Source organism: Rubrivivax soli, from assembly GCF_049810355.1.
Classification (GTDB): Bacteria; Pseudomonadota; Gammaproteobacteria; order Burkholderiales; family Burkholderiaceae_C; genus Rubrivivax.
Genome location: NZ_CP187368.1, coordinates 3,113,770 through 3,133,979, shown reverse-complemented (window position 1 = coordinate 3,133,979; position 20,210 = coordinate 3,113,770). Strand labels below are relative to the sequence as shown.

20 protein-coding genes are annotated in these 20,210 nt (G+C 72.0%); 8 read left to right on the top strand and 12 right to left on the bottom strand.

Annotation, left to right across the window (positions count from 1 at the left end):
• Positions 1-238 precede the first annotated feature (238 nt).
• A complete protein-coding gene (locus tag ACPOLB_RS14250) occupies positions 239-2,557 on the bottom strand; it encodes an NADP-dependent malic enzyme (RefSeq protein WP_425256657.1) in 2,319 nt (772 codons plus the stop codon).
• Positions 2,558-2,727: 170 nt separating this feature from the next.
• Between ACPOLB_RS14250 and ACPOLB_RS14245 the strand changes: the two genes are divergently transcribed.
• From ACPOLB_RS14245 to ACPOLB_RS14220, 6 genes are read left to right on the top strand one after another with little or no spacing between them, the layout of a single operon-like run.
• A complete protein-coding gene (locus ACPOLB_RS14245; protein WP_425256656.1) occupies positions 2,728-4,776 on the top strand; it encodes a sensor histidine kinase in 2,049 nt (682 codons plus the stop codon).
• Positions 4,777-4,780: 4 nt separating this feature from the next.
• On the top strand, positions 4,781-5,428 hold the full coding sequence (locus ACPOLB_RS14240; protein ID WP_425256655.1) for a response regulator transcription factor: 648 nt from the start codon (positions 4,781-4,783) through the stop codon (positions 5,426-5,428).
• Between the two features lie 26 nt (positions 5,429-5,454).
• Positions 5,455-6,408 carry a thiamine-phosphate kinase gene (gene thiL, locus ACPOLB_RS14235; RefSeq protein ID WP_425261927.1) on the top strand — a complete coding sequence of 318 codons (954 nt, stop codon included), beginning with the start codon at positions 5,455-5,457 and terminating at the stop codon, positions 6,406-6,408.
• A 29-nt stretch (positions 6,409-6,437) separates the two neighbouring features.
• The gene (locus tag ACPOLB_RS14230; RefSeq protein WP_425261926.1) at positions 6,438-6,932 is read left to right on the top strand and encodes a phosphatidylglycerophosphatase A family protein; all 495 of its coding nucleotides are present in this window, start codon (positions 6,438-6,440) and stop codon (positions 6,930-6,932) included.
• Complete coding sequence (locus tag ACPOLB_RS14225) at positions 6,932-7,402, top strand: CinA family protein (RefSeq protein ID WP_425256654.1); 471 nt, start codon at positions 6,932-6,934, stop codon at positions 7,400-7,402. The genes ACPOLB_RS14230 and ACPOLB_RS14225 overlap by 1 nt, the downstream gene beginning before the upstream one ends.
• A 4-nt stretch (positions 7,403-7,406) precedes the next feature.
• A complete protein-coding gene (locus ACPOLB_RS14220; protein WP_425256653.1) occupies positions 7,407-8,285 on the top strand; it encodes a 2-hydroxyacid dehydrogenase in 879 nt (292 codons plus the stop codon).
• Here ACPOLB_RS14220 and ACPOLB_RS14215 read toward each other — a convergent pair.
• On the bottom strand, positions 8,279-8,710 hold the full coding sequence (locus tag ACPOLB_RS14215; protein WP_425256652.1) for a hypothetical protein: 432 nt from the start codon (positions 8,708-8,710) through the stop codon (positions 8,279-8,281). The two genes, ACPOLB_RS14220 and ACPOLB_RS14215, sit on opposite strands and share 7 nt — an antisense overlap.
• Before the next feature lie 85 nt (positions 8,711-8,795).
• Positions 8,796-10,514 carry a tannase/feruloyl esterase family alpha/beta hydrolase gene (locus ACPOLB_RS14210; protein WP_425256651.1) on the bottom strand — a complete coding sequence of 573 codons (1,719 nt, stop codon included), beginning with the start codon at positions 10,512-10,514 and terminating at the stop codon, positions 8,796-8,798.
• Positions 10,515-10,644: 130 nt separating this feature from the next.
• Between ACPOLB_RS14210 and ACPOLB_RS14205 the strand changes: the two genes are divergently transcribed.
• On the top strand, positions 10,645-11,127 hold the full coding sequence (locus ACPOLB_RS14205) for a MarR family transcriptional regulator (protein WP_425256650.1): 483 nt from the start codon (positions 10,645-10,647) through the stop codon (positions 11,125-11,127).
• A gap of 28 nt (positions 11,128-11,155) precedes the next feature.
• Here ACPOLB_RS14205 and holA read toward each other — a convergent pair whose 3' ends face one another.
• Genes holA through ACPOLB_RS14170 form a run of 7 tightly spaced genes read right to left on the bottom strand, consistent with a single transcriptional unit; the run spans position 11,156 to position 17,831 of the window.
• The gene (gene holA, locus ACPOLB_RS14200) at positions 11,156-12,241 is read right to left on the bottom strand and encodes a DNA polymerase III subunit delta (protein ID WP_425256649.1); all 1,086 of its coding nucleotides are present in this window, start codon (positions 12,239-12,241) and stop codon (positions 11,156-11,158) included.
• A 2-nt stretch (positions 12,242-12,243) separates the two neighbouring features.
• The gene (gene lptE, locus ACPOLB_RS14195) at positions 12,244-12,747 is read right to left on the bottom strand and encodes an LPS assembly lipoprotein LptE (protein ID WP_425256648.1); all 504 of its coding nucleotides are present in this window, start codon (positions 12,745-12,747) and stop codon (positions 12,244-12,246) included.
• Complete coding sequence (gene leuS, locus ACPOLB_RS14190; RefSeq protein WP_425256647.1) at positions 12,734-15,358, bottom strand: leucine--tRNA ligase; 2,625 nt, start codon at positions 15,356-15,358, stop codon at positions 12,734-12,736. The genes lptE and leuS overlap by 14 nt, the downstream gene beginning before the upstream one ends.
• A 52-nt stretch (positions 15,359-15,410) precedes the next feature.
• Positions 15,411-15,830, bottom strand: coding sequence for an ExbD/TolR family protein (locus ACPOLB_RS14185; RefSeq protein ID WP_425256646.1), 420 nt, complete (start codon positions 15,828-15,830; stop codon positions 15,411-15,413).
• 1 nt (position 15,831) lies between these two features.
• The gene (locus ACPOLB_RS14180; protein WP_425256645.1) at positions 15,832-16,482 is read right to left on the bottom strand and encodes a MotA/TolQ/ExbB proton channel family protein; all 651 of its coding nucleotides are present in this window, start codon (positions 16,480-16,482) and stop codon (positions 15,832-15,834) included.
• A 9-nt stretch (positions 16,483-16,491) separates the two neighbouring features.
• Positions 16,492-17,268 (bottom strand): 4-hydroxy-tetrahydrodipicolinate reductase, encoded by a 777-nt coding sequence (dapB, locus tag ACPOLB_RS14175; RefSeq protein WP_425261925.1) that lies wholly within the window; start codon positions 17,266-17,268, stop codon positions 16,492-16,494.
• Between the two features lie 47 nt (positions 17,269-17,315).
• Positions 17,316-17,831, bottom strand: a complete 516-nt coding sequence (locus tag ACPOLB_RS14170; RefSeq protein ID WP_425256644.1) for an outer membrane protein assembly factor BamE — start codon at positions 17,829-17,831, stop codon at positions 17,316-17,318.
• A gap of 126 nt (positions 17,832-17,957) precedes the next feature.
• Between ACPOLB_RS14170 and fur the strand changes: the two genes are divergently transcribed.
• On the top strand, positions 17,958-18,386 hold the full coding sequence (fur, locus tag ACPOLB_RS14165) for a ferric iron uptake transcriptional regulator (RefSeq protein WP_425256643.1): 429 nt from the start codon (positions 17,958-17,960) through the stop codon (positions 18,384-18,386).
• A gap of 156 nt (positions 18,387-18,542) precedes the next feature.
• Here fur and hprK read toward each other — a convergent pair whose 3' ends face one another.
• Complete coding sequence (hprK, locus tag ACPOLB_RS14160; protein ID WP_425256642.1) at positions 18,543-19,499, bottom strand: HPr(Ser) kinase/phosphatase; 957 nt, start codon at positions 19,497-19,499, stop codon at positions 18,543-18,545.
• A gap of 13 nt (positions 19,500-19,512) precedes the next feature.
• Complete coding sequence (locus ACPOLB_RS14155; RefSeq protein ID WP_425256641.1) at positions 19,513-19,983, bottom strand: PTS sugar transporter subunit IIA; 471 nt, start codon at positions 19,981-19,983, stop codon at positions 19,513-19,515.
• Positions 19,984-20,210: the final 227 nt, after the last annotated feature.

The following is a 20,210-nucleotide window of genomic DNA, read 5'->3' as shown; positions in this document are numbered from 1 at the left end:
TCGCACCCAGGTTGGCGCCGAGGTTAAAGCTAGCGAGCCCCCACTTGCGAAACGCCTGCCGGGGCTGGCTGCCCCCCTCGGCCGGACCGGTCGAAAACACGGGTTAACCCTGAAAGAGGAAACCGAGATCGTACCGGAACACCCCTAAAAACTCAAGTCGCTGCCCAAAAATGGGGCAGCAACCAAGGGCTATCAGTGTGCGCTCACATTCAGAAATGCGAGCGCAACATTGGGTGCATCAGCGGCTTGCGTTGGCGTCCGCAACGGTCAGCGCGGTCATGTTCACGATGCGCCGCACCGTGGCCGACGGGGTCAGGATGTGCACCGGCTTGGCCGCGCCGAGCAGCACCGGGCCGATCGCGATGCCGCCACCGGCTGCCGTCTTCAGCAGGTTGTAGGCGATGTTGGCGGCGTCGATGTTGGGCAGCACCAGCAGGTTGGCTTCGCCGCTGAGCGTGCTGTTGGGCATGAGCTTGCGGCGTTCGGCCGCATCGAGCGCCACGTCGCCATGCATCTCGCCGTCGACTTCCAGCCATGGCGCCTGCGCACGCAGCAGCGCGAGCGTCTGGCGCATCTTCAGCGCGCTCGGGTGGTCGCTGGTGCCGAAGTTCGAGTGGCTCAGCAGTGCCGCGCGCGGCTGCACGCCGAAGCGCACCATCTCCTCGGCGGCCATCACCGTGATCTCGCACAGCTGCTCGGGCGTCGGGTCGGCGTTGACGTGGGTGTCGACGAGGAACACCTGCCGGCCCGGCAGCATCAGCCCGTTCATGCAGGCGTAGACCTGCACGTCCTGCGCGGTGCTGGGGCTGCCGCCCTCGCGCGGCCCGATCACCTGGTTGATGTAGTGCAGGTGGTTGGCCGTGGTGCCCCAGGTGCCGCAGAGCAGGCCGTCGACCTCGCCCTTGTGCAGCAGCATCGCGCCGATCAGCGTCAGCCGCCGGCGCATCTCGATCTTGGCCACCTGCACCGTGACGCCCTTGCGCTCGGTCATGCGGTGGTAGGTCTGCCAGAAGTCCCGGTAGCGGTGGTCCTGCTCGACGTTGACGACGTCGTAGTCCAGGCCTTCCTTCAGGCGCAGGCCGAACTTGTCGATGCGCTGCGCGATCACCGCCGGCCGCCCGATCAGCGTCGGCCGCGCCAGCCCTTCGTCGACCACCACCTGCACGGCGCGCAGCACGCGCTCCTCCTCGCCCTCGGCATAGGCGACCCGGCGGTGCGTGGCGCGCTTGGCGAGCTGGAAGATCGGCTTCATCGTCGTGCCCGAGGCGTAGACGAAGCTCTGCAGCTTCTCGCGGTACGCGTCCATGTCGGCGATCGGGCGCAGCGCCACGCCCGATTCCACCGCCGCCAGCGCCACGGCGGGCGCGATCTTCATCATCAGCCGCGGGTCGAACGGCTTGGGGATCAGGTATTCGGGTCCGAACGACAGGTTCGCGCCGGCGTAGGCGGCGGCCACGACCTCGCTCTGCTCGGCCTGCGCCAGTTCGGCGATGGCGCGCACCGCGGCGATCTCCATCGCGTCGGTCACCGTCGTCGCGCCGCAGTCGAGCGCGCCGCGGAAGATGTACGGGAAGCACAGGACGTTGTTGACCTGGTTCGGGTAGTCGGTGCGGCCGGTGGCCATCACGGCGTCGTCGCGCACCGCCTTCACCTCTTCCGGCGTGATCTCGGGCGTGGGGTTGGCCAGCGCGAAGATCACCGGCGCACGCGCCATCGACGCCACCATCGGCTGCTTGAGCACGCCGCCGGCCGACAGGCCCAGGAACACGTCGGCGCCGACGATGGCCTCGGCCAGCGTGCGCTGCGTGGTCTTCTGCGCGTAGACGATCTTGTCCTCGTCCATCAGCTCGGTGCGGCCTTCGTAGACCAGGCCGGCAAGGTCGGTGACCCAGATGTTCTCGCGCCGAACGCCCAGCTTCACCAGCAGGCCCAGGCAGGCCAGCGCTGCCGCGCCGGCGCCGCTGGTCACGACCTTGACCTCGCCGATGTCCTTGCCCACCACCTTCAGCGCGTTCAGCACCGCCGCGCCCACCACGATGGCCGTGCCGTGCTGGTCGTCGTGGAAGACCGGGATCTTCATGCGCTCGCGCAGCTTGCGCTCGACGTAGAAGCAGTCGGGGGCCTTGATGTCCTCGAGGTTGATGCCGCCGAAGGTGGGCTCCAGCGCTGCGATGATGTCGACCAGCTTGTCGAGATTGCGTTCGGCGATCTCGAGGTCGAAGACGTCGATGCCGGCGAACTTCTTGAACAGCACGCCCTTGCCTTCCATCACCGGCTTGCTGGCCAGCGGGCCGATGTCGCCCAGCCCCAGCACCGCGGTGCCGTTGGTGACGACCGCCACCAGGTTGCCGCGGCTCGTGTAACGGAAGGCGTTGGCCGGGTCGGCGACGATCTCCTCGCAGGCCGCGGCCACGCCGGGCGTGTAGGCCAGCGCCAGGTCGCGCTGGTTGACCATCTGCTTGGTGGCGTTGACTGCGATCTTGCCCGGCGTCGGGAACTCGTGGTATTCGAGTGCGGCGCGGCGCAGTTCTGCCTTTTGGTCTTCGGGGGTGGACATCGCGCTTGTCTCCAGTGCAGGCCGGCCGCCACCGCGTCGAAAACGGACCGGTGCCGCGGCGGGGGCCGGATTGTAGGGTGCGCAGTGTGCGCGATCCGCCCGCGCCCACCCATGCGCGAAACTGCGTAGCAGCCATGACGTCGCTGCAGCCAATACTGCGGTCCAGCGCCATGCCTCCGCCACGCACCGACACCGCCCGCCACCCGGTTGCCGCCACGCGCACGCGGCGGGCGCTGCTGTGGACGGCCCTGGTGGGCCTGCTGCTGGTGGCGCAGACGCTGCTGGTGGCGCTGACGCTGAGCCACGAGTCCAACCGCGCGCAGGAAGCCGCCGACGGCATGGCCGGCGAAGCCGCCGCCGAGATCAAGCGCGAACTGCTGCGCACCACGCAGTCGCTGCAGGGCCTGCTGTGGGTGGAGCCGCTGCTGATGCACTGGCGCGACGGCGCCGGCGAGCTGATGCGCGGCCACCGCGAGCTGCTGCGCGTGGAGCGGCGCGACAACGCACTGCACGTCACCGAGGCCGTGGACACGCCGCTGGCGCCGCCGATGTTCCGGCAGATGCCGCGCGACGACCTCGACGTCGACGCCGAACTGGCCTGCGCGGCGGCGCGGCGCGTCTCGGCGCCGATGTTCTCGCGCACGTACTTCGTGCCGGTCGCCAGCGGCCAGGGCCAGGAGGTCATCGACCTGTGCGTGCCCGTGCAGCAGGCCGGCAGGGAAGCCGGTTTCCTGGTGGCCACCATCTCGCTGTCGCAACTGCTCGACAACGTGCTCTCGCCGCGCCAGGCGCGCCAGCACGAGCTGAGCTTCGTCGAAGGAGACGGCACGCGGCTGGCACGCGCCGGGCTGGCGCGCGGCGCCGGCGTCTACATCGCCGAGCGCCTGGTCGACCTGCCCGGCACCGCGCTGCAACTGCGCGCCGACGGCGCCACCGGCCGCCCCAGCGTCATCCCCAACCTGGCCACGGCCCTGGTGCTCGGGCTGTCGATCGCCCTCTTCGCCGTGGTGCTGCTGCTGGCCCGTGACGTGCGCCGGCGTGCGCGCGCCGAGAAGGCGCTGGCCGAGGCGCTGGCGTTCCGCAAGGCGATGGAGGACTCGCTGATCACGGGGCTGCGCGCGCGCGACATGGACGGCCGCATCACCTACGTCAACCCGGCCTTCTGCGCGATGGTGGGCTTCACGCCGGAAGAGCTGGCCGAGGGCCGCCCGCCGTACTGGCCGCCCGAGCTGGCCGAGCGCTACGCCGAGCGCCAGCGCACGCGGCTGCAGGGCGTGGGCCGCGACGCCCAGGAAGCGCGCGAGGGGTACGAAACGGTCTTCATGCGCAAGAACGGCGAGCGGTTTCCGGTGCTGATCTACGAGGCGCCGCTGGTCGACGGCCAGGGCCGGCACACGGGCTGGATGAGCGCGGTGCTCGACGTCAGCGCGCAGCGCCGCATCGAGGAACTGTCGCGCCAGCAGCAGGACCGCCTGCAGGCCACCGCGCGGCTGGCCACGGTGGGCGAGATGGCCTCGCTGCTGAGCCACGAGCTGAACCAGCCGCTGGCGGCCATCGCCAGCTACTCCACCGGCTCGCTGAACCTCATCGACGACCCGGACGCGCAGACCCCCGCGATGCTCAAGCAGGCGCTGGAGCGCATCGCCGAGCAGGCCGAGCGCGCCGGCCGCATCATCAAGAGCGTGCACCACTTCGTGCGCCGCCGCGAGCAGCAGCGCGAGACCATCGCCGCCGACCTGCTGATCGATGCCGTGCTGCCGCTGGTGCGCCTGCAGGCGCGCAAGAGCGGCACGCGCATCGAGCTCGACATCCCGGCGAAGGCGCCGCGCGTGGTGTGCGACCGCACGATGCTCGAGCAGGTGCTGCTGAACCTGACCCGCAACGGCATCCAGGCGATGGAGCACGACACGCCGCTCGAGGACCGCGTGCTGACGCTGCGCGTGCGCCAGTCGCACGCGGGCTGGATCAGCTTCTCGGTCGTCGACGCCGGCCCCGGCATTGCGCCCCAGGTCGCGCAGCAGCTGTTCACGCCCTTCTTCACCACGCGCGCCGAAGGCATGGGCCTGGGCCTGAGCCTGTGCCGCACGGTGATCGAGCAGCACGGCGGCGCGCTCGACTTCGCGCCCGGCCCGGGCGGGCGCGGCACGGAGTTCACGTTCACGCTGCCGGCCCCGCGCAGCGCCGAGCAACCCGAGGCACGGGTCGCGCACAATGCGTGAACCCATGCACCTGGACCCCTCGCTCGGCATCCCGGTCGTCTACCTGGTGGACGACGAGGACGTGGTGCGCGACGCGCTGGCCTGGCTGCTGCGCTCGCGCCGGCTGCTCAGCGAGGGCTATGCCAGTGCAGACGCCTTCGAGGCCTTCGTCGGCACGCGCCACGCGCCCTGGCCCGACGCGCCGTCGTGCCTGCTGCTCGACGTGCGCATGCCCGGCACCAGCGGCCTCGTGCTGTTCGAGCGCCTGGTCGAACGCGGGCTGCAGGCGGCGCTGCCGGTCATCTTCCTCACCGGCCACGGCGACGTGCCCACCGCGGTGGCGGCCGTCAAGCGCGGCGCCTTCGACTTCGTCGAGAAGCCGTTCTCGAACAACGCGCTCGTCGACCGCGTCGAGCAGGCGCTGCAGGCCAGCGCCGCCGCGCTGCTGCGCCGGCGCGACGCGGCCGGCGTGCAGCGCGCGCTGGCCGAGCTGACCGAGCGCGAGCGCGAGGTGATGGCGCTCGTCATCGACGGCCGGCCGAACAAGGCCATCGCCGACCAGCTGGCGATCAGCGTGCGCACGGTGGAAGTGCACCGCGCGCGCGTGTTCGAGAAGATGAACGTGAAGTCGGCCGTCGAACTGGCGAACCTGCTGCGAGAATCTGCCGCATAACAGGCAGTGCGGGAGGTGGTGCCATGCTGGGCGAGTTCGAGCTGATCGAGAAGTACTTCAACCGCGCCCCGCGCCGTGCCGCGCTGGGCGTGGGCGACGACTGCGCGCTGATCGACGTCGACCTCGGCATGCGTCTGGCGGTCTCCAGCGACATGCTGGTGGAGGGCCGCCACTTCCTGTCCACCGTCTCGCCCGAACGCCTGGGCCACAAGGCGCTGGCGGTGAACCTGTCGGACCTGGCGGCCTGCGGCGCGACGCCGCTGGCTTTCACGCTGGCGCTGTCGCTGCCGCGGGCCGACGAAGCCTTCATCGCGCCGCTGGCGCAGGGCCTGTTCGCGCTGGCCGACGCCCACGGCATCGAGCTCATCGGCGGCGACACCACGGCCGGGCCGCTGAACATCTGCATCACCGCGTTCGGCCAGGTGCCGCCCGAGCAGGTGCTGCTGCGCAGCGGCGCGCGCCCGGGGCACGACATCTGGGTCAGCGGCCGCCTCGGCGACGCGCGGCTGGCGCTCGAGGTCTTCCGCGGCCACGTCACGCTGCCGGGCAGCGCGTTCGAGGAAGTGCGGCGCGCGATGGAGCTGCCCGAGCCGCGGGTGCCGCTCGGGCTGGCGCTGCGTGGCGTGGCCACCAGCGCCATCGACCTGAGCGACGGGCTGATCGGCGACCTCGGCCACGTGATGCGGCTGTCGGGCGTGGGAGCGATGGTCGACGTCGACGCGCTGCCGCGCAGCGCCGTGCTCGGCGCGCAGCCGGTGGCGCTGCAGCACCAGTGCCTGCTGGCCGGCGGCGACGACTACGAACTCCTGTTCACCGCGCCGCCCTCGCGCCGCGAGGCCGTGCGCGAAGCCGCGCGCGAGGCGCACGTGGCCGTCACCTGCTGCGGCGTCATCGAGGCCGGCGACACGCTGACCATCGTCGACGCGCACGGCGCGCCGGTGCCGGTGCGGCTGCGCGGCTTCGACCACTTCCGGGGCTGAACGCGGTGCAGCGCGCCTCTGCCGGATTCATGCTGCGCCACCCGGCCCGCTGGCTGGCGCTGGGCTTCGGCAGCGGCCTCGCGCCGCGGGCGCCGGGCACCGTGGGCACGTTGTGGGCCTGGATCGGCTTCGTCGTGCTCGACCGCTGGCTGGGGCCCGCGGCCTGGGGCCTGGTTATCGCCGGTGCGCTGCTGCTGGGCATCTGGGCCTGCACGCGCACGGCCCAGCACCTGGGCGTGGCCGATCCCGGGGCCATCGTCTGGGACGAGATCGTCGCCTTCTGGCTGGTGCTGTGGCTGCTGACGCCGGCCGGCTTCTGGGCGCAGCTGGCGGCCTTCGTGCTGTTCCGCTTCTTCGACGCCGTCAAGCCCGGCCCGGTGCGCTGGGCCGACCAGCGCTACAAGCTGCAGCCGGGCCAGGCCATTGGCTGGCGCCAGGGCTGGGGCATCCTGTTCGACGACCTGGTGGCGGCGGTGTGCACGCTGCTGTGCATCGCCGTGGGGGTGGCGCTGTGGCGCTGGTGATGTTCGAGCCTGCGGTGCTGGCGCTGGCCGAGCGGCTGCGCGCGCGCGGCGCGATGCTGGCCACGGCCGAGAGCTGCACCGGCGGGCTGATCGCTGCCGCCTGCACCGCGGTGGCCGGCTCCAGCGACTGGTTCGAGCGCGGCTTCGTGACCTACAGCAACGCCGCCAAGACCGAACTGCTGGGCGTGCCGGCCGCGCTCATCGCCGCCCACGGCGCCGTCAGCGAGCCGGTGGCGCGCGCCATGGTGCAGGGCGCGCTGCGGCAGTCGCACGCCACGCTCGCGGTGGCCGTCACCGGCATCGCCGGGCCGGGCGGCGCTGTGCCGGGCAAGCCGGTGGGCACGGTGTGGCTGGCCTGGGGCACCGCGGCCGGCGTGCAGGCCGAGCTGCTGCAGCTGCCCGGCGACCGCAGCGCGGTGCGCGAGGCCACGGTGGCGGCGGCGCTGGCGCGGCTGCTGGCGGCGGCCTGACGGCATGCAGGTGCTGCTGGCCGGCGAGATCGACGCGGACTGGCGCCAGGCGCTGGCCGCAGCGCTGCCCGAGGCCACCTGGGTCGACGACGCCGCGGGCGCCGCAGAAGCCGACGCCGCGATCGTCGCCAACCCGCCGCCCGGGGCGCTGGCGCACGCGCCGCGGCTGCGGCTGATCCAGTCGCTGTGGGCGGGCGTGGACCGCCTGCTCGACGACACCACGCTGCCCGCCGGCGTGCCGGTGGTACGCATGGTCGACCCGGTGATGAACCGCACGATGGCCGAGACCGTGCTGTGGGCCGTGCTGTCGCTGCACCGCGGTTTCTTCACCTATGCGCGCCAGCAGCGCCTGGGCCTGTGGCGGCAGCACGCGCTGCGCCATGCCGACGCCGTGCCGGTGCTGGTGCTGGGCCAGGGCGAGATGGGCCGCACCGCGGCCGCGGTGCTGCAGGCGCAGGGCTACCGCGTCAGCGGCTGGCGGCGGGGCGTGGCGCTGGCACCGCTGCTGGCCACGCACGAGATCGTCGTCAACCTGCTGCCGCTGACGCCGGCCACGCGCGGCCTGCTCGACGCGGCCTTCTTCGCCGCGCTGCCGCGCGGCGCCAGCCTCGTGAACCTGGGCCGCGGCCCGCACGTGGTCGACGCCGACCTGCTGGCGGCGCTCGACAGCGGGCAGCTCGCGCACGCCGTGCTCGACGTGTTCCACCAGGAACCGCTGCCGCCGGAGCACCGCTTTTGGACGCACGACGGCGTGACGCTGCTGCCGCACGTGGCGGCCGCGACCAGCGCGCACAGCGCCAGCGCGATCGCGGCGGCCAACCTGCGGGCGTTGCGCGACGGACGGCCGATCGCGCACCTGGTCGACCGCGCGCGCGGCTACTGAGCCGCCGCCGAGCGCCGCAGCCCTGCGCGCTGCCACAGCGCCAGGGTCGCCACGCCCAGCGCCTGCAGCAGCAGGTAGGCCTGGCCGGCCGCGGTTGTCTGCGCCGGCCCGAACGCGGCCAGCAGCACGCAGCCGGCAGCCCAGCCCAGGTTGCCGACGACGAACAGCCTGGCCAGGCCGCGCGCCAGCCGCGTGCGCGTGCCGGCCCACAGCAGCAGCGCGACGTAGCCCACCATGAACACGCCGCTGGCCAGCAGCAGCGCGGGCGCCAGCCCGGTGGCCGTGGCCAGCGCAGGGCCGGCCAGCAGCTGCAGCAGCGCGGCGGCGGCCGACACCGCGGCGTCGGCGCGCAAGGCCGCCAGCAGCATCGGCGCCGGAACCACGGCCGCGGCGCGGCCGGCAGGGTGCAGGGTCTGGGTCGTCATCGTGGGCTCCATCGGTGATTGCGATGGCCTGCATGGTCGGCCCGCGGTCGCGGGCCGTCGATGACGTCTCAGGTCATGGCCGGTGTCACGGCCTGCAGGCGAAGCTGCTGGCCGCGTCGAGGCTGCCGCTGCCGCTGTAGCGCGCCACCTGCGGGTACGGGCACAACGGGCGGCTGCGGTTGGCGGCCCAGCCTGCCGGCACCTCGGCGTTGACGCCGCCGGGGTTGCCCGCGCCGCGTGCGCTGGCGAGCAGCTGCGTGGGCGCCTGGCCGTGCTCGACCCAGGCCACCAGCGCGCCGAGCGCGTCGAACTGGTCGGTCGCCGGGCCGCCGCTGCAGTGGCCCATGCCGGGCACCAGGAACAGCCGCGCGAATGCCGCGGCGTCGGCGTGCTCGGCGGCGACGCCGCGCATCCACGCCATGCTGTCCTTGGCCGAGAAGATCGCGTCGCTGACCCCGTGGTAGACCAGGATCTTCGCGCCGCGGTCGCGCACCGCGGCCAGCTTGGTCGGGTTCGGCGGCGTCATGAACTGCATCGCCGACTCGGTGTAGGTGGCGCTGCTGGCGTTGATGCTGGTGACGAGCTGGCCGATGTCGGCCGCCAGCGACCACGCCGGGCCGTTGAACGTGGCCGGGTCCTGCGGCGGCACGCCGAAGATGAAGCCGACCGCGCCCGAGTCCAGCGCCACCGGCGCGGTGAACTCCCAGAACGCGATGCCGCCCGCGCCAATGCCGGCGTCGAACGGGAAGCGCGTGTACACCGGCGCGCCGCTGCCCGTGACGGCACCGCTGAAGATCGGCGCGATGGCCGTCTTCTGCGCCGCGCTGAGGCAGCTGCCGTCGCGGTCGCCGCTGCAGGTGGGCACGTCGGCAGCCAGCGTGAACGCGGCCTGGCAGGCCTGCACGTCCTGCACCAGGCCGTCCGTCGCGCCGTCGAGCGCGTCGCACCTGGCCAGCACCGCGGCAGCCACGGTGGCGCGTTCGGCAGCGGTGAAGCCGGTGGACAGGTCGGCCGGGTTGGTCGCGACGCTGGCATAGCGCTGCGCGCCGAAGATGTTGGCCACCGCCGCCTTGGGCAGGTTGAAGCCGGGTGCGCCGGCCAGGTAGCCGTCGTACTGTTCGGGCATGCGCGTGAAGGCGTTGAAGACGTGGCGCCCGCCGTTGCTGCAGCCGCCGAAGTACGAGCGGTCGGGGCCGCGGCCGTAGGCGGTGCCGATCAGGCTCTTGGCCATCGGTGTGAGCTTGATCGCGGCCTGGTAGCCGTAGTCCAGCCGCGCCTGCGGATCGATGCCGAAGGTGGGCCCGAGCGCGCCGGCGTGGCCGGCATCCGAGCTGAGCACAGCGAAGCCCTGGTGCAGCGCGTGCGTCAGCGGCCCGCCGCCGCTGCTGCCGGTGGCCGGCACGACGCTGCCGTCGATGCCGCCGTTGCCCTGGTGGAAGAAGCGGCCGTTCCAGGCCAGCGGCAGCCGCATCTCGAAGCCGATGGCGTAGCTGTTGCCGTCGACCGCGCTCGTGCGCTCCAGCATGCGGCCGGTGACGCGGCAGTGCGCCGGCACCGGCTGGCCGCCGACCGTCAGCGTGCCGGCGGCGATGTCCTGTGCCGCGGTGATGGTGGTGTCGGCCAGGCCGGCCAGGCGGGCCTGCATCGTGTCGCAGGTGCCGGAGAACGCCGCCGGCCGCGCGGGGCTCAGCTGCGCCGGCTGCACGGCGTCGTCGTCGGCGCCGCAGCCGGCCAGGGTGGCCAGCGCGGCCAGCAGGACCAGTCCGGCCTGTCCTGCTCTCGGGGGCTGGAATCGGGTGTGCATCGTCTTGTCTCCTGGAGTTGGGGCCGGACCCGCCCCAGGCGCAGCACCGACCAGATCGTTAAGTTACTTAATTAACTGGCGACGCACACCCGGACAATCCCGCGGTGCCGCTGCAGGACAATCCGGCGCCATGCCGCAACGCAAAGCGCTTGACGAAACCCCGGCCGGCCGGCTCGCCGAGACCGGCCTGCAGGGCATCCTGGGCTACCAGCTGGCGCAGGCGCGGCTGACCACCGACGAGGTCTTCCTGCAGAGCGCCGGCCGGCGCCTGGCACTGCGGCCGGTGGAGTTCACGATCCTGGCGCTGCTGGACCACAACCCGGGTGTCAGCGCACGGCAGCTGGCACGCGCGCTGGCCGTGACGCCGCCGAACCTGACCACCTGGCTGGAACGGCTGGAGCGCCGCGGGCTCATCGCGCGGGTGCGCAGCGAGTCCGACCGGCGCACGCAGCCGGTGATGCTGACGCCCGAGGGCGCTGCACTGGCGCGACAGGCGGCGCAGGACATCATCGCCGCCGAGGCCGCCGCGGTGGACAACCTCAGCCCCGCCGAGCGCGCGCTGCTGCTGGAACTGCTGCACAAGGTGGCGGCGCGGCGACCGCGGCCCGCCTGACGCCGCCCGCCCGACGCGGCGCGCGCCGTCAGGCCTGCAGCGCCAGCGCCGGCGCGCCGGCGCGGCCGGTCACGGCCTGCAGCAGCATCAGCACCAGCCGCTGCAGCGCCGCCCAGGCATCGGTGGGCCAGTCGGGGTGGCGCAGGCCCTTGGCGATGCCGTCGCAGATGCTGGCGGCTTCCAGCAGGTGCTGCAGCTGGTGGCCGGCCAGCTGCGGCGCGGCGCGTTCATAGAGCTTTTCCTTCAGGCCCCACACGCGCGCCTCGCGCAGCGCCAGCGGCAGCGGCTTGCCGTCGTCGAGCGCGGCGCGCACGCGCGCCAGGCCGCGGATGTCCTCGGCCAGCGTCCAGTGCACCAGCACCGCAGCCTCGCCGCCGGCCTGCAGCCCGTCGAGCATGCGCAGCGCGCGCGCCACCTGGCCGGCGAGCACGGCTTCGCCGAGCTTGAAGACGTCGTAGCGCGCCACGTCGAGCACCGCGGCCTCGATCTGCTCGAACTGCAGCTCGCCGGGCGGGTGCAGCAGCGCAAGCTTCTGCAGCTCCTGGTGCGCGGCGAGCAGGTTGCCTTCGACGCGGTCGGCAAAGAACGCCAACGCACGCTGCCCCGGCTCGCCGCCGGGCACACGCTGGCCCTGGCGCGCCAGGCGCTGGGCGATCCACGCCGGCAGTGCCTTGCGCTCGATCGGCTCCACGCGCACCGTGGCGCCGGCCGCGTCGAGCGCGGTGAACCAGGCCGACTTGACCTGCTGGAAGTCGAGCCGCGGCAGCTGCACCAGCGTCAGCACGTCGTCGCCGAGCGACTCGCAGTAGCGCTGCAGCGCTTCCGAGCCTTCCTTGCCGGGCTTGCCCGAGGGGATGCGGATCTCGATCAGCTGCCGGTCGGCGAACAGGCTCATCGCCTGCGCCGCGCCGAGCACGCCGCTCCAGTCGAAGTGCGCGCCGCTGACGGTGAACACCTTGCGCTCGCTGTAGCCGGCCGCACGCGCCGCGGCGCGGATCGCGTCGCAGGCTTCCTGCGCCAGCAGCGGCTCGTCGCCGTGCACGGTGTAGATGCGGCGCAGCTCGTGCGCGGGGCGCGCCAGGTGGCTGTCGAGCTGTTCGGGGCGCAGCTGCATGTCTACAGGCGCACCGCCGCCAGCCGGCGCAGCACCTGCGCCACCACGTCGCTCTGCATCTCGCGGTACAGCTCGGCCTCTTCCTGCTGCTTGGCCAGTGCCGCGGCCTCGCTGTAGCTCATGTCGCGCGACAGCAGCAGCGCCACCGGCGCGATCAGCTCGCGCCCACCGGGCGTGCGCGCGGCGAAGTCGAACTTCAGGCGCAGCTGGAACTCGCGCACCTGCGCGGCCGAAGTGGATGCGACCACGCTCTTCTCGCGCTGGTCGGTGCTGGCCTGCAGCACCACCTCGGCACGCGCCGGGTCGTCCAGCACCTGCACGCTGCGGGCGAGGCCGCGGCGCAGTTCCTCGGCCAGCGGCGAGTCCGGCGCGAACCCTGTCAGCGCGATGCTGCGGAAGGCCAGCACCGGCGGCTGCCGGCGCTGGAAGCCGCAGCTGGCAAGTGCCGACACGGCCAGCGCGCCGGCGCCGGCCAGCAAGCGGCGCCGGGTGTCAGACGACGACATTCACCAGCCGGCCCGGCACGATCACGACCTTCTTCGCGGGCTTGCCTTCGGAGAACTTCGCGAACTCGGGCGTCGCCAGCGCCATGGCCTCGATGGCGGCGCGGTCGGCGTCGGCCGGCACGCGGATGGCCCCGCGCAGCTTGCCGCCGATCTGCAGCACCAGCTCGATCTCGCTGCGCACCAGCGCCGCGTCGTCGACCGCGGGCCACGGCGCATCGATCAGCGTGCCCAGGCTGGTGGCGAAGCCGAGCTCGGTCCACAAACCGTGCGTGACGTGCGGCGCCGCCGGGTACAGCGCGCGCAGCAGGATGCCCACGCCTTCGCGCAGCGTCGCGTCGTCGGCCGCCGCGGCGCCGTCTTCCAGCGCGTTCAGCAGCTTCATCGCACCGCTGACGACGGTGTTGTATTGCATGCGGTCGTAGTCGTGCGTGATCTGCCGCAGCAGCGTGTGCACCTCGTAGCGCAGCGCATTGGTGCCGCTGGCCGCGACCACCGGTCCGCGCAGGCGTGGCGCCTGCTTCACGCCGAAGGCCCACAGCCGGCGCAGGAAGCGGAACACGCCTTCGGCGCCGCTGTCGGACCACGCCGCGCTCTGGTCGGGCGGACCGGCGAACATCGTGAACACGCGAGCGGTGTCGGCGCCGAACTTCGCGATGATGTCCTTCGGCTCGACGACGTTGTTCTTGCTCTTGGACATCTTCTCGATGCCGCCCAGCACCACCGGCTGGCCGTCGCTGCGCGCGGTGGCGCCCACGGGGTGGCCGCGCTCGTCGTAGCGGACCTCGACCTCGCTCGGGTAGAACCAGCGCTTCTTGCCGGCCTCGTCCTCGCGGTAGAAGCTTTCGTTGAGCAGCATGCCCTGCGTGAACAGGTTCTTGAACGGCTCGCTGTAGCCGACCAGGCCCAGGTCGCGCATCGCCTTGGTCCAGAAGCGCGCGTACAGCAGGTGCAGCACGGCGTGCTCGATGCCGCCGATGTACTGGTCCATCGGCATCCAGTACTCGTTGCGCGCGTCGACCATGGCCGAGTCGCTGTCGGGGCAGCAGTAGCGCATGTAGTACCAGGACGAATCGACGAAGGTGTCCATCGTGTCGGTCTCGCGCCGCGCCGGCTTGCCACACTGCGGGCAGGCCACGTCGAGGAACTTCGACGACTTGTTCAGCGGGTTGCCGCTGCCGTCGGGCACCAGGTCCTCGGGCAGCAGCACGGGCAGGTCGGCCTCGGGCACCGGCACCGCACCGCAGCTGGCGCAGTGGATGATGGGGATCGGCGTGCCCCAGTAGCGCTGGCGGCTGATGCCCCAGTCGCGCAGCCGCCAGGTGGTCTTCTTCTCGCCCAGGCCCTTGTCCTGCAGCGCCGCGGCGATGGCATCGACCGCCGCCTTGTACGGCAGGCCGCTGTAGTTGCCCGAGTTGATCGTGATGCCGCGGCTCTTGTCGGCGTACCAGTCCTGCCAGTGGTCGTAGCTGAAGTGCTCGCCGTCGACGTGCACCACCTGCAGCATGTCGATGCCGTACTTCTTCGCGAACGCGAAGTCGCGCTCGTCGTGCGCCGGCACACCCATCACGGCGCCGTCGCCGTAGGTCATCAGCACGTAGTTGCCCACCCACACCGGCACCTGCGTGCCGGTGAGCGGGTGCGTGACGGACAGGCCCGTGGGCCGGCCTTCCTTGTCCTTCAGCGCCAGCTCGGCTTCGGTGGTGCCGCCTTTCTTGCAGTCCTCGATGAAGGCTGCCAGCGCCGGGTCGGACTGCGCGGCCAGCGTGGCCAGCGGGTGCTCGGGTGCGACGGCGCAGAAGGTCACGCCCTTGATGGTGTCGGCGCGGGTCGTGAACACGTACAGCCGGCCGTCCTGCACCAGCGCGCCGCTGGCGTCGCGGATGGTGTGCGGGAACGCGAAGCGCACGCCTTCGCTCTTGCCGATCCAGTGCTCCTGCATCAGCCGCACACGCTCGGGCCAGCCTTCCAGGTAGTGCGGGCTGGTGCTGTCGTTCACGCCCGCCAGCAGCTCGTCGGCGTACTGCGTGATGGCCAGGTAGTAGCCGGGGATCTCGCGCTTCTCGACGACGGCGCCGCTGCGCCAGCCGCGGCCGTCGACCACCTGCTCGTTGGCCAGCACGGTCTGGTCGATCGGGTCCCAGTTGACGATCTGCGTCTTGCGGTAGGCGATGCCCTTCTCGAGCATCTTCAGGAAGAACCACTGGTTCCACTTGTAGTAGCCGGGGTCGCAGGTCGCGACCTCGCGCTGCCAGTCGAAGGCCAGGCCCAGCGGCTGCATCTGGCTCTTCATGTCGGCGATGTTCTGGCGGGTCCACGCCGCCGGCGGCACGTTGTTGTCGATGGCCGCGTTCTCGGCCGGCAGGCCGAAGGCGTCCCAGCCCATCGGCATCAGCACGTTCATGCCCTTCATGCGCAGGTAGCGCGCCATCATGTCGTTGATGGTGTAGTTGCGCACGTGCCCCATGTGCAGCTTGCCGCTGGGGTAGGGCAGCATCGAACAGGCGTAGAACTTGGGCTTGTTCGGGTGCTCGACGACACGGAAGGCGTCGGTGGCCGCCCAGTGCGCCTGCGCGGCGGCTTCGACCTCGGCGGGGGCGTATTTCTCGTTCATGCGCCGGATTGTAGGGAGCGCCGCCGGCCGCGGCGGCGCCTGCTTGCCGGCGCTACTTGCCGGCGCTGTCCGTCACGAAGCCGATGCGCGTGAGGCCGGCTTCCTGCACCAGGCCGATCAGCTCGGCGACGCGGCCGTAGGGCACGGCCTGGTCCGCGCGCAGCTGCACCTCGGTGCCCGGGTCGCGCGCGGCGGCGGCGCGCACCTGCTCCAGCAGCTGCTGCGGTGTGACCGGCGTGTCGCCGACGAAGAGCCGGCCCTGTGCGTCGACCGCCAGCGCCACGAAGGCCGGCGCGTCGCTCGGGCGCGCGGCTGCGGTGCTGGGCAGGTCGAGCTTGAGCGAACTCGTCATCAGCGGCGCGGTGATGATGAAGATCACCAGCAGCACCAGCATCACGTCGATCAGCGGCGTCATGTTGATGTCGCTCATCGGCTCGGCGCCGGGGCGGCGCTCCAGGCGTCCGAAGGCCATGTCAGCGGCTCTTGTCGAGAGCCATCTCTCTGAGGTCGTGCGCGAAGCCTTCGAGCTCGGCCTCGCAGGCGGCCACGCGCTTGCCGAAGATGTTGAAGGCCAGCACCGCCGGGATGGCCACGGCGATGCCCGCGGCGGTCATGATCAGCGCCTCGCCCACCGGGCCGGCGATCTTCTCGATCGTGATGCTGCCCGAGGCCGCGATGGCCACCAGCGCGTGGTAGATGCCCCAGACGGTGCCGAACAGCCCGACGAAGGGCGCCGTGCTGCCGACGCTGGCCAGCAGCACCTGGCCGGTCTGCAGGTGCGCCAGGCCGCGGTGCAGCGCATCGCGCAGCCGGCGTGTCAGCTGCGAGGCGGGGTCGCCCTGCGTGCCCAGCGTGCCGGTGGCCGGCGTGGCGCAGGCGGCGTCCAGCAGCGGCAGCAGCACGGCTTCGCGGTCCATCGCCGCCAGCCGCGTGCGGCCGTCGGCCAGCGTGGCGGCGTCCCAGAAGGCGGGCACGGCACGGGCGATGTCGCTGCTGGCGCGCCGCAGCAGCCAGCCCTTCCAGACGATCAGCACCCAGGCCGCCACCGACATCGCCAGCAGCAGCAGCGCCACCGCGCGGCCGACGCCGTCGGCCTGGTTCCAGAAGTGCGCGAGGCCGTCCATCGTCAGCGGTCAGCGCGCCAGGCCCAGCACGTCCTGCATGTCGTACAGGCCGGCCGTGCCCGGCGGCAGCGCGGCCAGGAAGCGCGTTGCCCGCAGGCTGCCTTCGGCGTAGTTCGCGCGGCTGTTGCTGCGGTGCGTGATCTCGATGCGCTCGCCGGTGCCGGCGAAGAGCACGGTGTGGTCGCCGACGATGTCGCCGCCGCGGATGGTGGCGAAGCCGATCGTGCCGGGCTGGCGCGGGCCGGTGTGGCCTTCGCGCGTGAACACGGCCTGCTGCTGCAGGTCCTGGCCCAGCGCCCGGGCGATGGTCTCGCCCATCGCCAGCGCGGTGCCACTGGGCGCGTCGACCTTGTGCTTGTGGTGGGCCTCGACGATCTCGATGTCGTAGCCCTCGGACAACGACCGCGCGGCCAGGTCCAGCAGGCGCAGCACCACGTTCACGCCCACGCTCATGTTGGCGGCGAAGACGACGGCGGTGTGCGCCGCGCAGGCGCCGATCTCGGCCTTCTGCCCCGGGCTGAAGCCGGTGGTGCCGACCACCGCCTTCACGCCCAGCGCGCGGCAGGCGGCCAGGTGCGCGAGCGTGCCTTCGGGGCGCGTGAAGTCGATCAGCACGTCGGCGCCCGCCAGCCCGGCGTGCAGGTCGGCGGTGATGGCCACGCCGGTGGCGCGGCCCAGGAAGGCGCCGGCGTCCTGGCCGACGGCAGGGCTGCCGGCGACGTCGAGCGCACCGGCCAGGCGGCAGTCGGTGCTGGCCAGCACGGCCTCGACCAGCATGCGGCCCATGCGCCCGCTGGCGCCGGCCACCGCGACCCGGATCGGCGCGGCGGCGCTCACGTGGCCTCCAGCGGCGGGTAGCTGCGCACCGCGCCCATGGGCTCGGCGGCCGGGGCCTCGCGCCGCTGCGGCAGCGGCAGGGCCTTGCGCTCTTCCTCGGTGAGTTCGAGCTTGGGCACCTTGCGCTCGCCTTCGCGCGTGATGCCGGCGACGAAATCGCGCTCCGACGGCAGCTCGGGCGCTTCCACCGAGGCCATCGCGTTGCCTTCGAAGCGCACGACGACGCTGCGGCGCTGCGCCTCGGTGCCGGGGCGGCGGATGGTGAAGATGTAGTCCCAGCGTTCGGCGTGGAAGGGGTCGGTGATCAGCGGTGTGCCGAGGATGTCGCGCACCTGGCTGCGGCTCATGCCTGGCCGCAGCAGCGCCAGTTGCTCCTTCGTGACCACGTTGCCCTGCACGATGTCGATGCGGTAGGGCGTGATGACGCCGAGGAAGTCGTCGGTCGACTGCATGGAGGACGCGCAGCCGCCGAGCAGCACGGCGCCGAGCAGCGGAACCAGGGATCGGTGCATGGGAAACGGGTGCGGCGTGCCACCGCGGGGGCGGGGCAGCGGGAGCTGGCTATGATCGCCGGATTCTAGCTGGGCACCTTCTGTTGCCGCCCTGCGTCGCGCGATTGCGCCCTGCGAGGATCGACCATGACCAAAGCCGACGAATTGAAGAGCAGCGGCCTGAAGGCCACGCTGCCCCGCATCAAGATCCTCGAGGTCTTCCAGCAGTCCGAGCGCCGCCACCTGACGGCCGAGGACGTGTTCAAGGCCCTGCTGACCGAAGGCGCCGACATCGGCCTGGCCACGGTCTACCGCGTGCTGATGCAGTTCGAGCAGGCCGGGCTGCTGGCGCGCAGCAACTTCGAGAGCGGCAAGTCGGTGTTCGAGCTCAACGAGGGCCAGCACCACGACCATCTGGTGTGCCTGACCTGCGGCCGCGTCGAGGAGTTCTACGACCCCGAGATCGAGTCGCGCCAGCGGGCCATCGCCGAGACGCGCGGCTTCGAGCTGCACGAACACTCGCTGTCGCTCTACGCGCGGTGCACCAAGACCGATTGCGTGCACCGGCAGAAGTAGGGCCCCCACGCTCCCTGCGGTCGCTGCTCGATGGCTTGCAAGCCATCAAGCGTTCCCCAGCCTCTCGCGGGCGCGCAGGCGCCCACTCGGTGCGGGCTCACCCCCCCGAGGGGGCGTCTGCTGCGGTCCGGCGGAGCCGGATCCTTGCAGGGCGGTTCAGCCGCCCTGGCCCTTCTCCATCGCGCGCTGGTGGCGCTCGATGAACTCCTGGTAGGTGTCGATGCCGCGCAGCTGCAGCACGGTGTTGCGCACCGCGGCCTCGACCAGCACGGCGAGGTTGCGGCCGGCGTCCACCGCGATCACCACCTTGCGCACCGGGATGCCCAGGATGTCCTCGTACAGCGGCTCGTACGGCAGGCGCTCGAACTCGCGCTCCATCGTCTCCTTGCGCACCAGGTGCACGATGAGCCGCAGCCGCATCTTCCGCCGCACCGCGGTCTCGCCGAAGATGGCCTTGATGTCGAGCAGGCCGATGCCGCGCACTTCCAGCAGGTTCAGCAGCAGCTCGGGGCAGCGGCCTTCCAGCGCCGTCTGGCTGATGCGGTAGAGGTCCACCGCATCGTCGGCCACCAGGCCGTGGCCGCGGCTGATCAGTTCGAGCCCGAGTTCGCTCTTGCCGAGCCCGGACTCGCCGGTGAGCAGCACGCCCAGGCCCAGGATGTCCATGAACACGCCGTGGCGCGTGGTGCGTTCGGCGAACAGGTGCGCGAGATAGGCGCGCACGACGTCGATGACGTGGCCGGCCGATTCCTTGGTGGTGAACAGCGGGATCTCGGCGCGGTCGCACATGGCCACCAGCCGGTCGGGCGGCGATTCGGCGTCGGCGACGATGATCACCGGCGGCTCCAGCGTGACGATGCGCGCGATGCGGCGCTCCATGTCGTCCGGGGCGCTGGCCAGGAGGTAGGCCACCTCGCGGCGGCCGACGATCTGCACCCGGTAGGGGTGGATGTAGTTCAGGTAGCCGACCAGGTCGGCGGCGCTCTGCGCGTCGCGCACCGCGGCGTCGTCGAAGCGGCGTTCGGGGTGCGCGTGGCCGGCGATCCATTCCCAGCGCATCGCCTCGCGGTGCGCCTCGAACAGCGCTTCGGCGCTGATGGAGGTCGGCTTCATCCCGCGGCCGGGGTCATGCCACGGACTTGAGCGGTTCCCAGTCGGAAATCAGCTTGTGCACGGCGGCGGCGTCGGGCTCGGTCTTCAGCCGTTCGCGCAGCTCGCGGTCGGACAGCATCTCGGCGATCTCCGACAGGATCTCCAGGTGCCGCTGCGTCGCAGCCTCGGGCACCAGCAGGAAGATCAGCAGCGCCACGGCTTCGTCGTCGGGGGCGTCGAAGGGGATCGCCTGCTGCACGCGCACCACGGCGGCCAGCGGGTTCTTCAGCCCCTTGATGCGCCCGTGCGGGATGGCCACCGCGTGCCCGAGGCCGGTGGAGCCCAGGCGTTCGCGCGCGAACAGGTTGTCGGTGACGATGCCGCGGGCGATGGCGTGCTGGTTCTCGAACAGCAGGCCGGCTTGCTCGAACACGCGCTTCTTGCTGGTCGCATCCACGTTCACCAGCACGTTGCTGGCGGGAAGGATGGCGGCGAGACGATTCATGGGGCGGTTCCCCTCGCAGTGGACTTGGTTGCTGCCCAGTCACCGCGTTGTGTTACAGAGCGCCAGATCATAGCAACCGCATGTCAAGACCCTGGCTTTCCCGGGGGCCCCATCTGCGGGGAAACGCGAACTGTTGCGGCAATGCAGCAACAACGGCGTCGTCCGGTGGGCGTGTGGCCGGGGCGGCGTGGTCGCGCCGGACCCGGTTGCCATGAAAAACGGCCCCG

Coding starts and splice junctions, on each gene's coding strand:
- ACPOLB_RS14250 (WP_425256657.1), bottom strand. CDS start 2,557: ATGTCCACCCCCGAAGACCAAAAGGCAGAACTGCGCCGCGCCGCACTC.
- ACPOLB_RS14245 (WP_425256656.1), top strand. CDS start 2,728: ATGCCTCCGCCACGCACCGACACCGCCCGCCACCCGGTTGCCGCCACG.
- ACPOLB_RS14240 (WP_425256655.1), top strand. CDS start 4,781: ATGCACCTGGACCCCTCGCTCGGCATCCCGGTCGTCTACCTGGTGGAC.
- ACPOLB_RS14230 (WP_425261926.1), top strand. CDS start 6,438: ATGCTGCGCCACCCGGCCCGCTGGCTGGCGCTGGGCTTCGGCAGCGGC.
- ACPOLB_RS14225 (WP_425256654.1), top strand. CDS start 6,932: ATGTTCGAGCCTGCGGTGCTGGCGCTGGCCGAGCGGCTGCGCGCGCGC.
- ACPOLB_RS14220 (WP_425256653.1), top strand. CDS start 7,407: ATGCAGGTGCTGCTGGCCGGCGAGATCGACGCGGACTGGCGCCAGGCG.
- ACPOLB_RS14215 (WP_425256652.1), bottom strand. CDS start 8,710: ATGACGACCCAGACCCTGCACCCTGCCGGCCGCGCCGCGGCCGTGGTT.
- ACPOLB_RS14210 (WP_425256651.1), bottom strand. CDS start 10,514: ATGCACACCCGATTCCAGCCCCCGAGAGCAGGACAGGCCGGACTGGTC.
- ACPOLB_RS14205 (WP_425256650.1), top strand. CDS start 10,645: ATGCCGCAACGCAAAGCGCTTGACGAAACCCCGGCCGGCCGGCTCGCC.
- holA (WP_425256649.1), bottom strand. CDS start 12,241: ATGCAGCTGCGCCCCGAACAGCTCGACAGCCACCTGGCGCGCCCCGCG.
- lptE (WP_425256648.1), bottom strand. CDS start 12,747: ATGTCGTCGTCTGACACCCGGCGCCGCTTGCTGGCCGGCGCCGGCGCG.
- leuS (WP_425256647.1), bottom strand. CDS start 15,358: ATGAACGAGAAATACGCCCCCGCCGAGGTCGAAGCCGCCGCGCAGGCG.
- ACPOLB_RS14185 (WP_425256646.1), bottom strand. CDS start 15,830: ATGGCCTTCGGACGCCTGGAGCGCCGCCCCGGCGCCGAGCCGATGAGC.
- ACPOLB_RS14180 (WP_425256645.1), bottom strand. CDS start 16,482: ATGGACGGCCTCGCGCACTTCTGGAACCAGGCCGACGGCGTCGGCCGC.
- dapB (WP_425261925.1), bottom strand. CDS start 17,268: ATGGGCCGCATGCTGGTCGAGGCCGTGCTGGCCAGCACCGACTGCCGC.
- ACPOLB_RS14170 (WP_425256644.1), bottom strand. CDS start 17,831: ATGCACCGATCCCTGGTTCCGCTGCTCGGCGCCGTGCTGCTCGGCGGC.
- fur (WP_425256643.1), top strand. CDS start 17,958: ATGACCAAAGCCGACGAATTGAAGAGCAGCGGCCTGAAGGCCACGCTG.
- hprK (WP_425256642.1), bottom strand. CDS start 19,499: ATGAAGCCGACCTCCATCAGCGCCGAAGCGCTGTTCGAGGCGCACCGC.
- ACPOLB_RS14155 (WP_425256641.1), bottom strand. CDS start 19,983: ATGAATCGTCTCGCCGCCATCCTTCCCGCCAGCAACGTGCTGGTGAAC.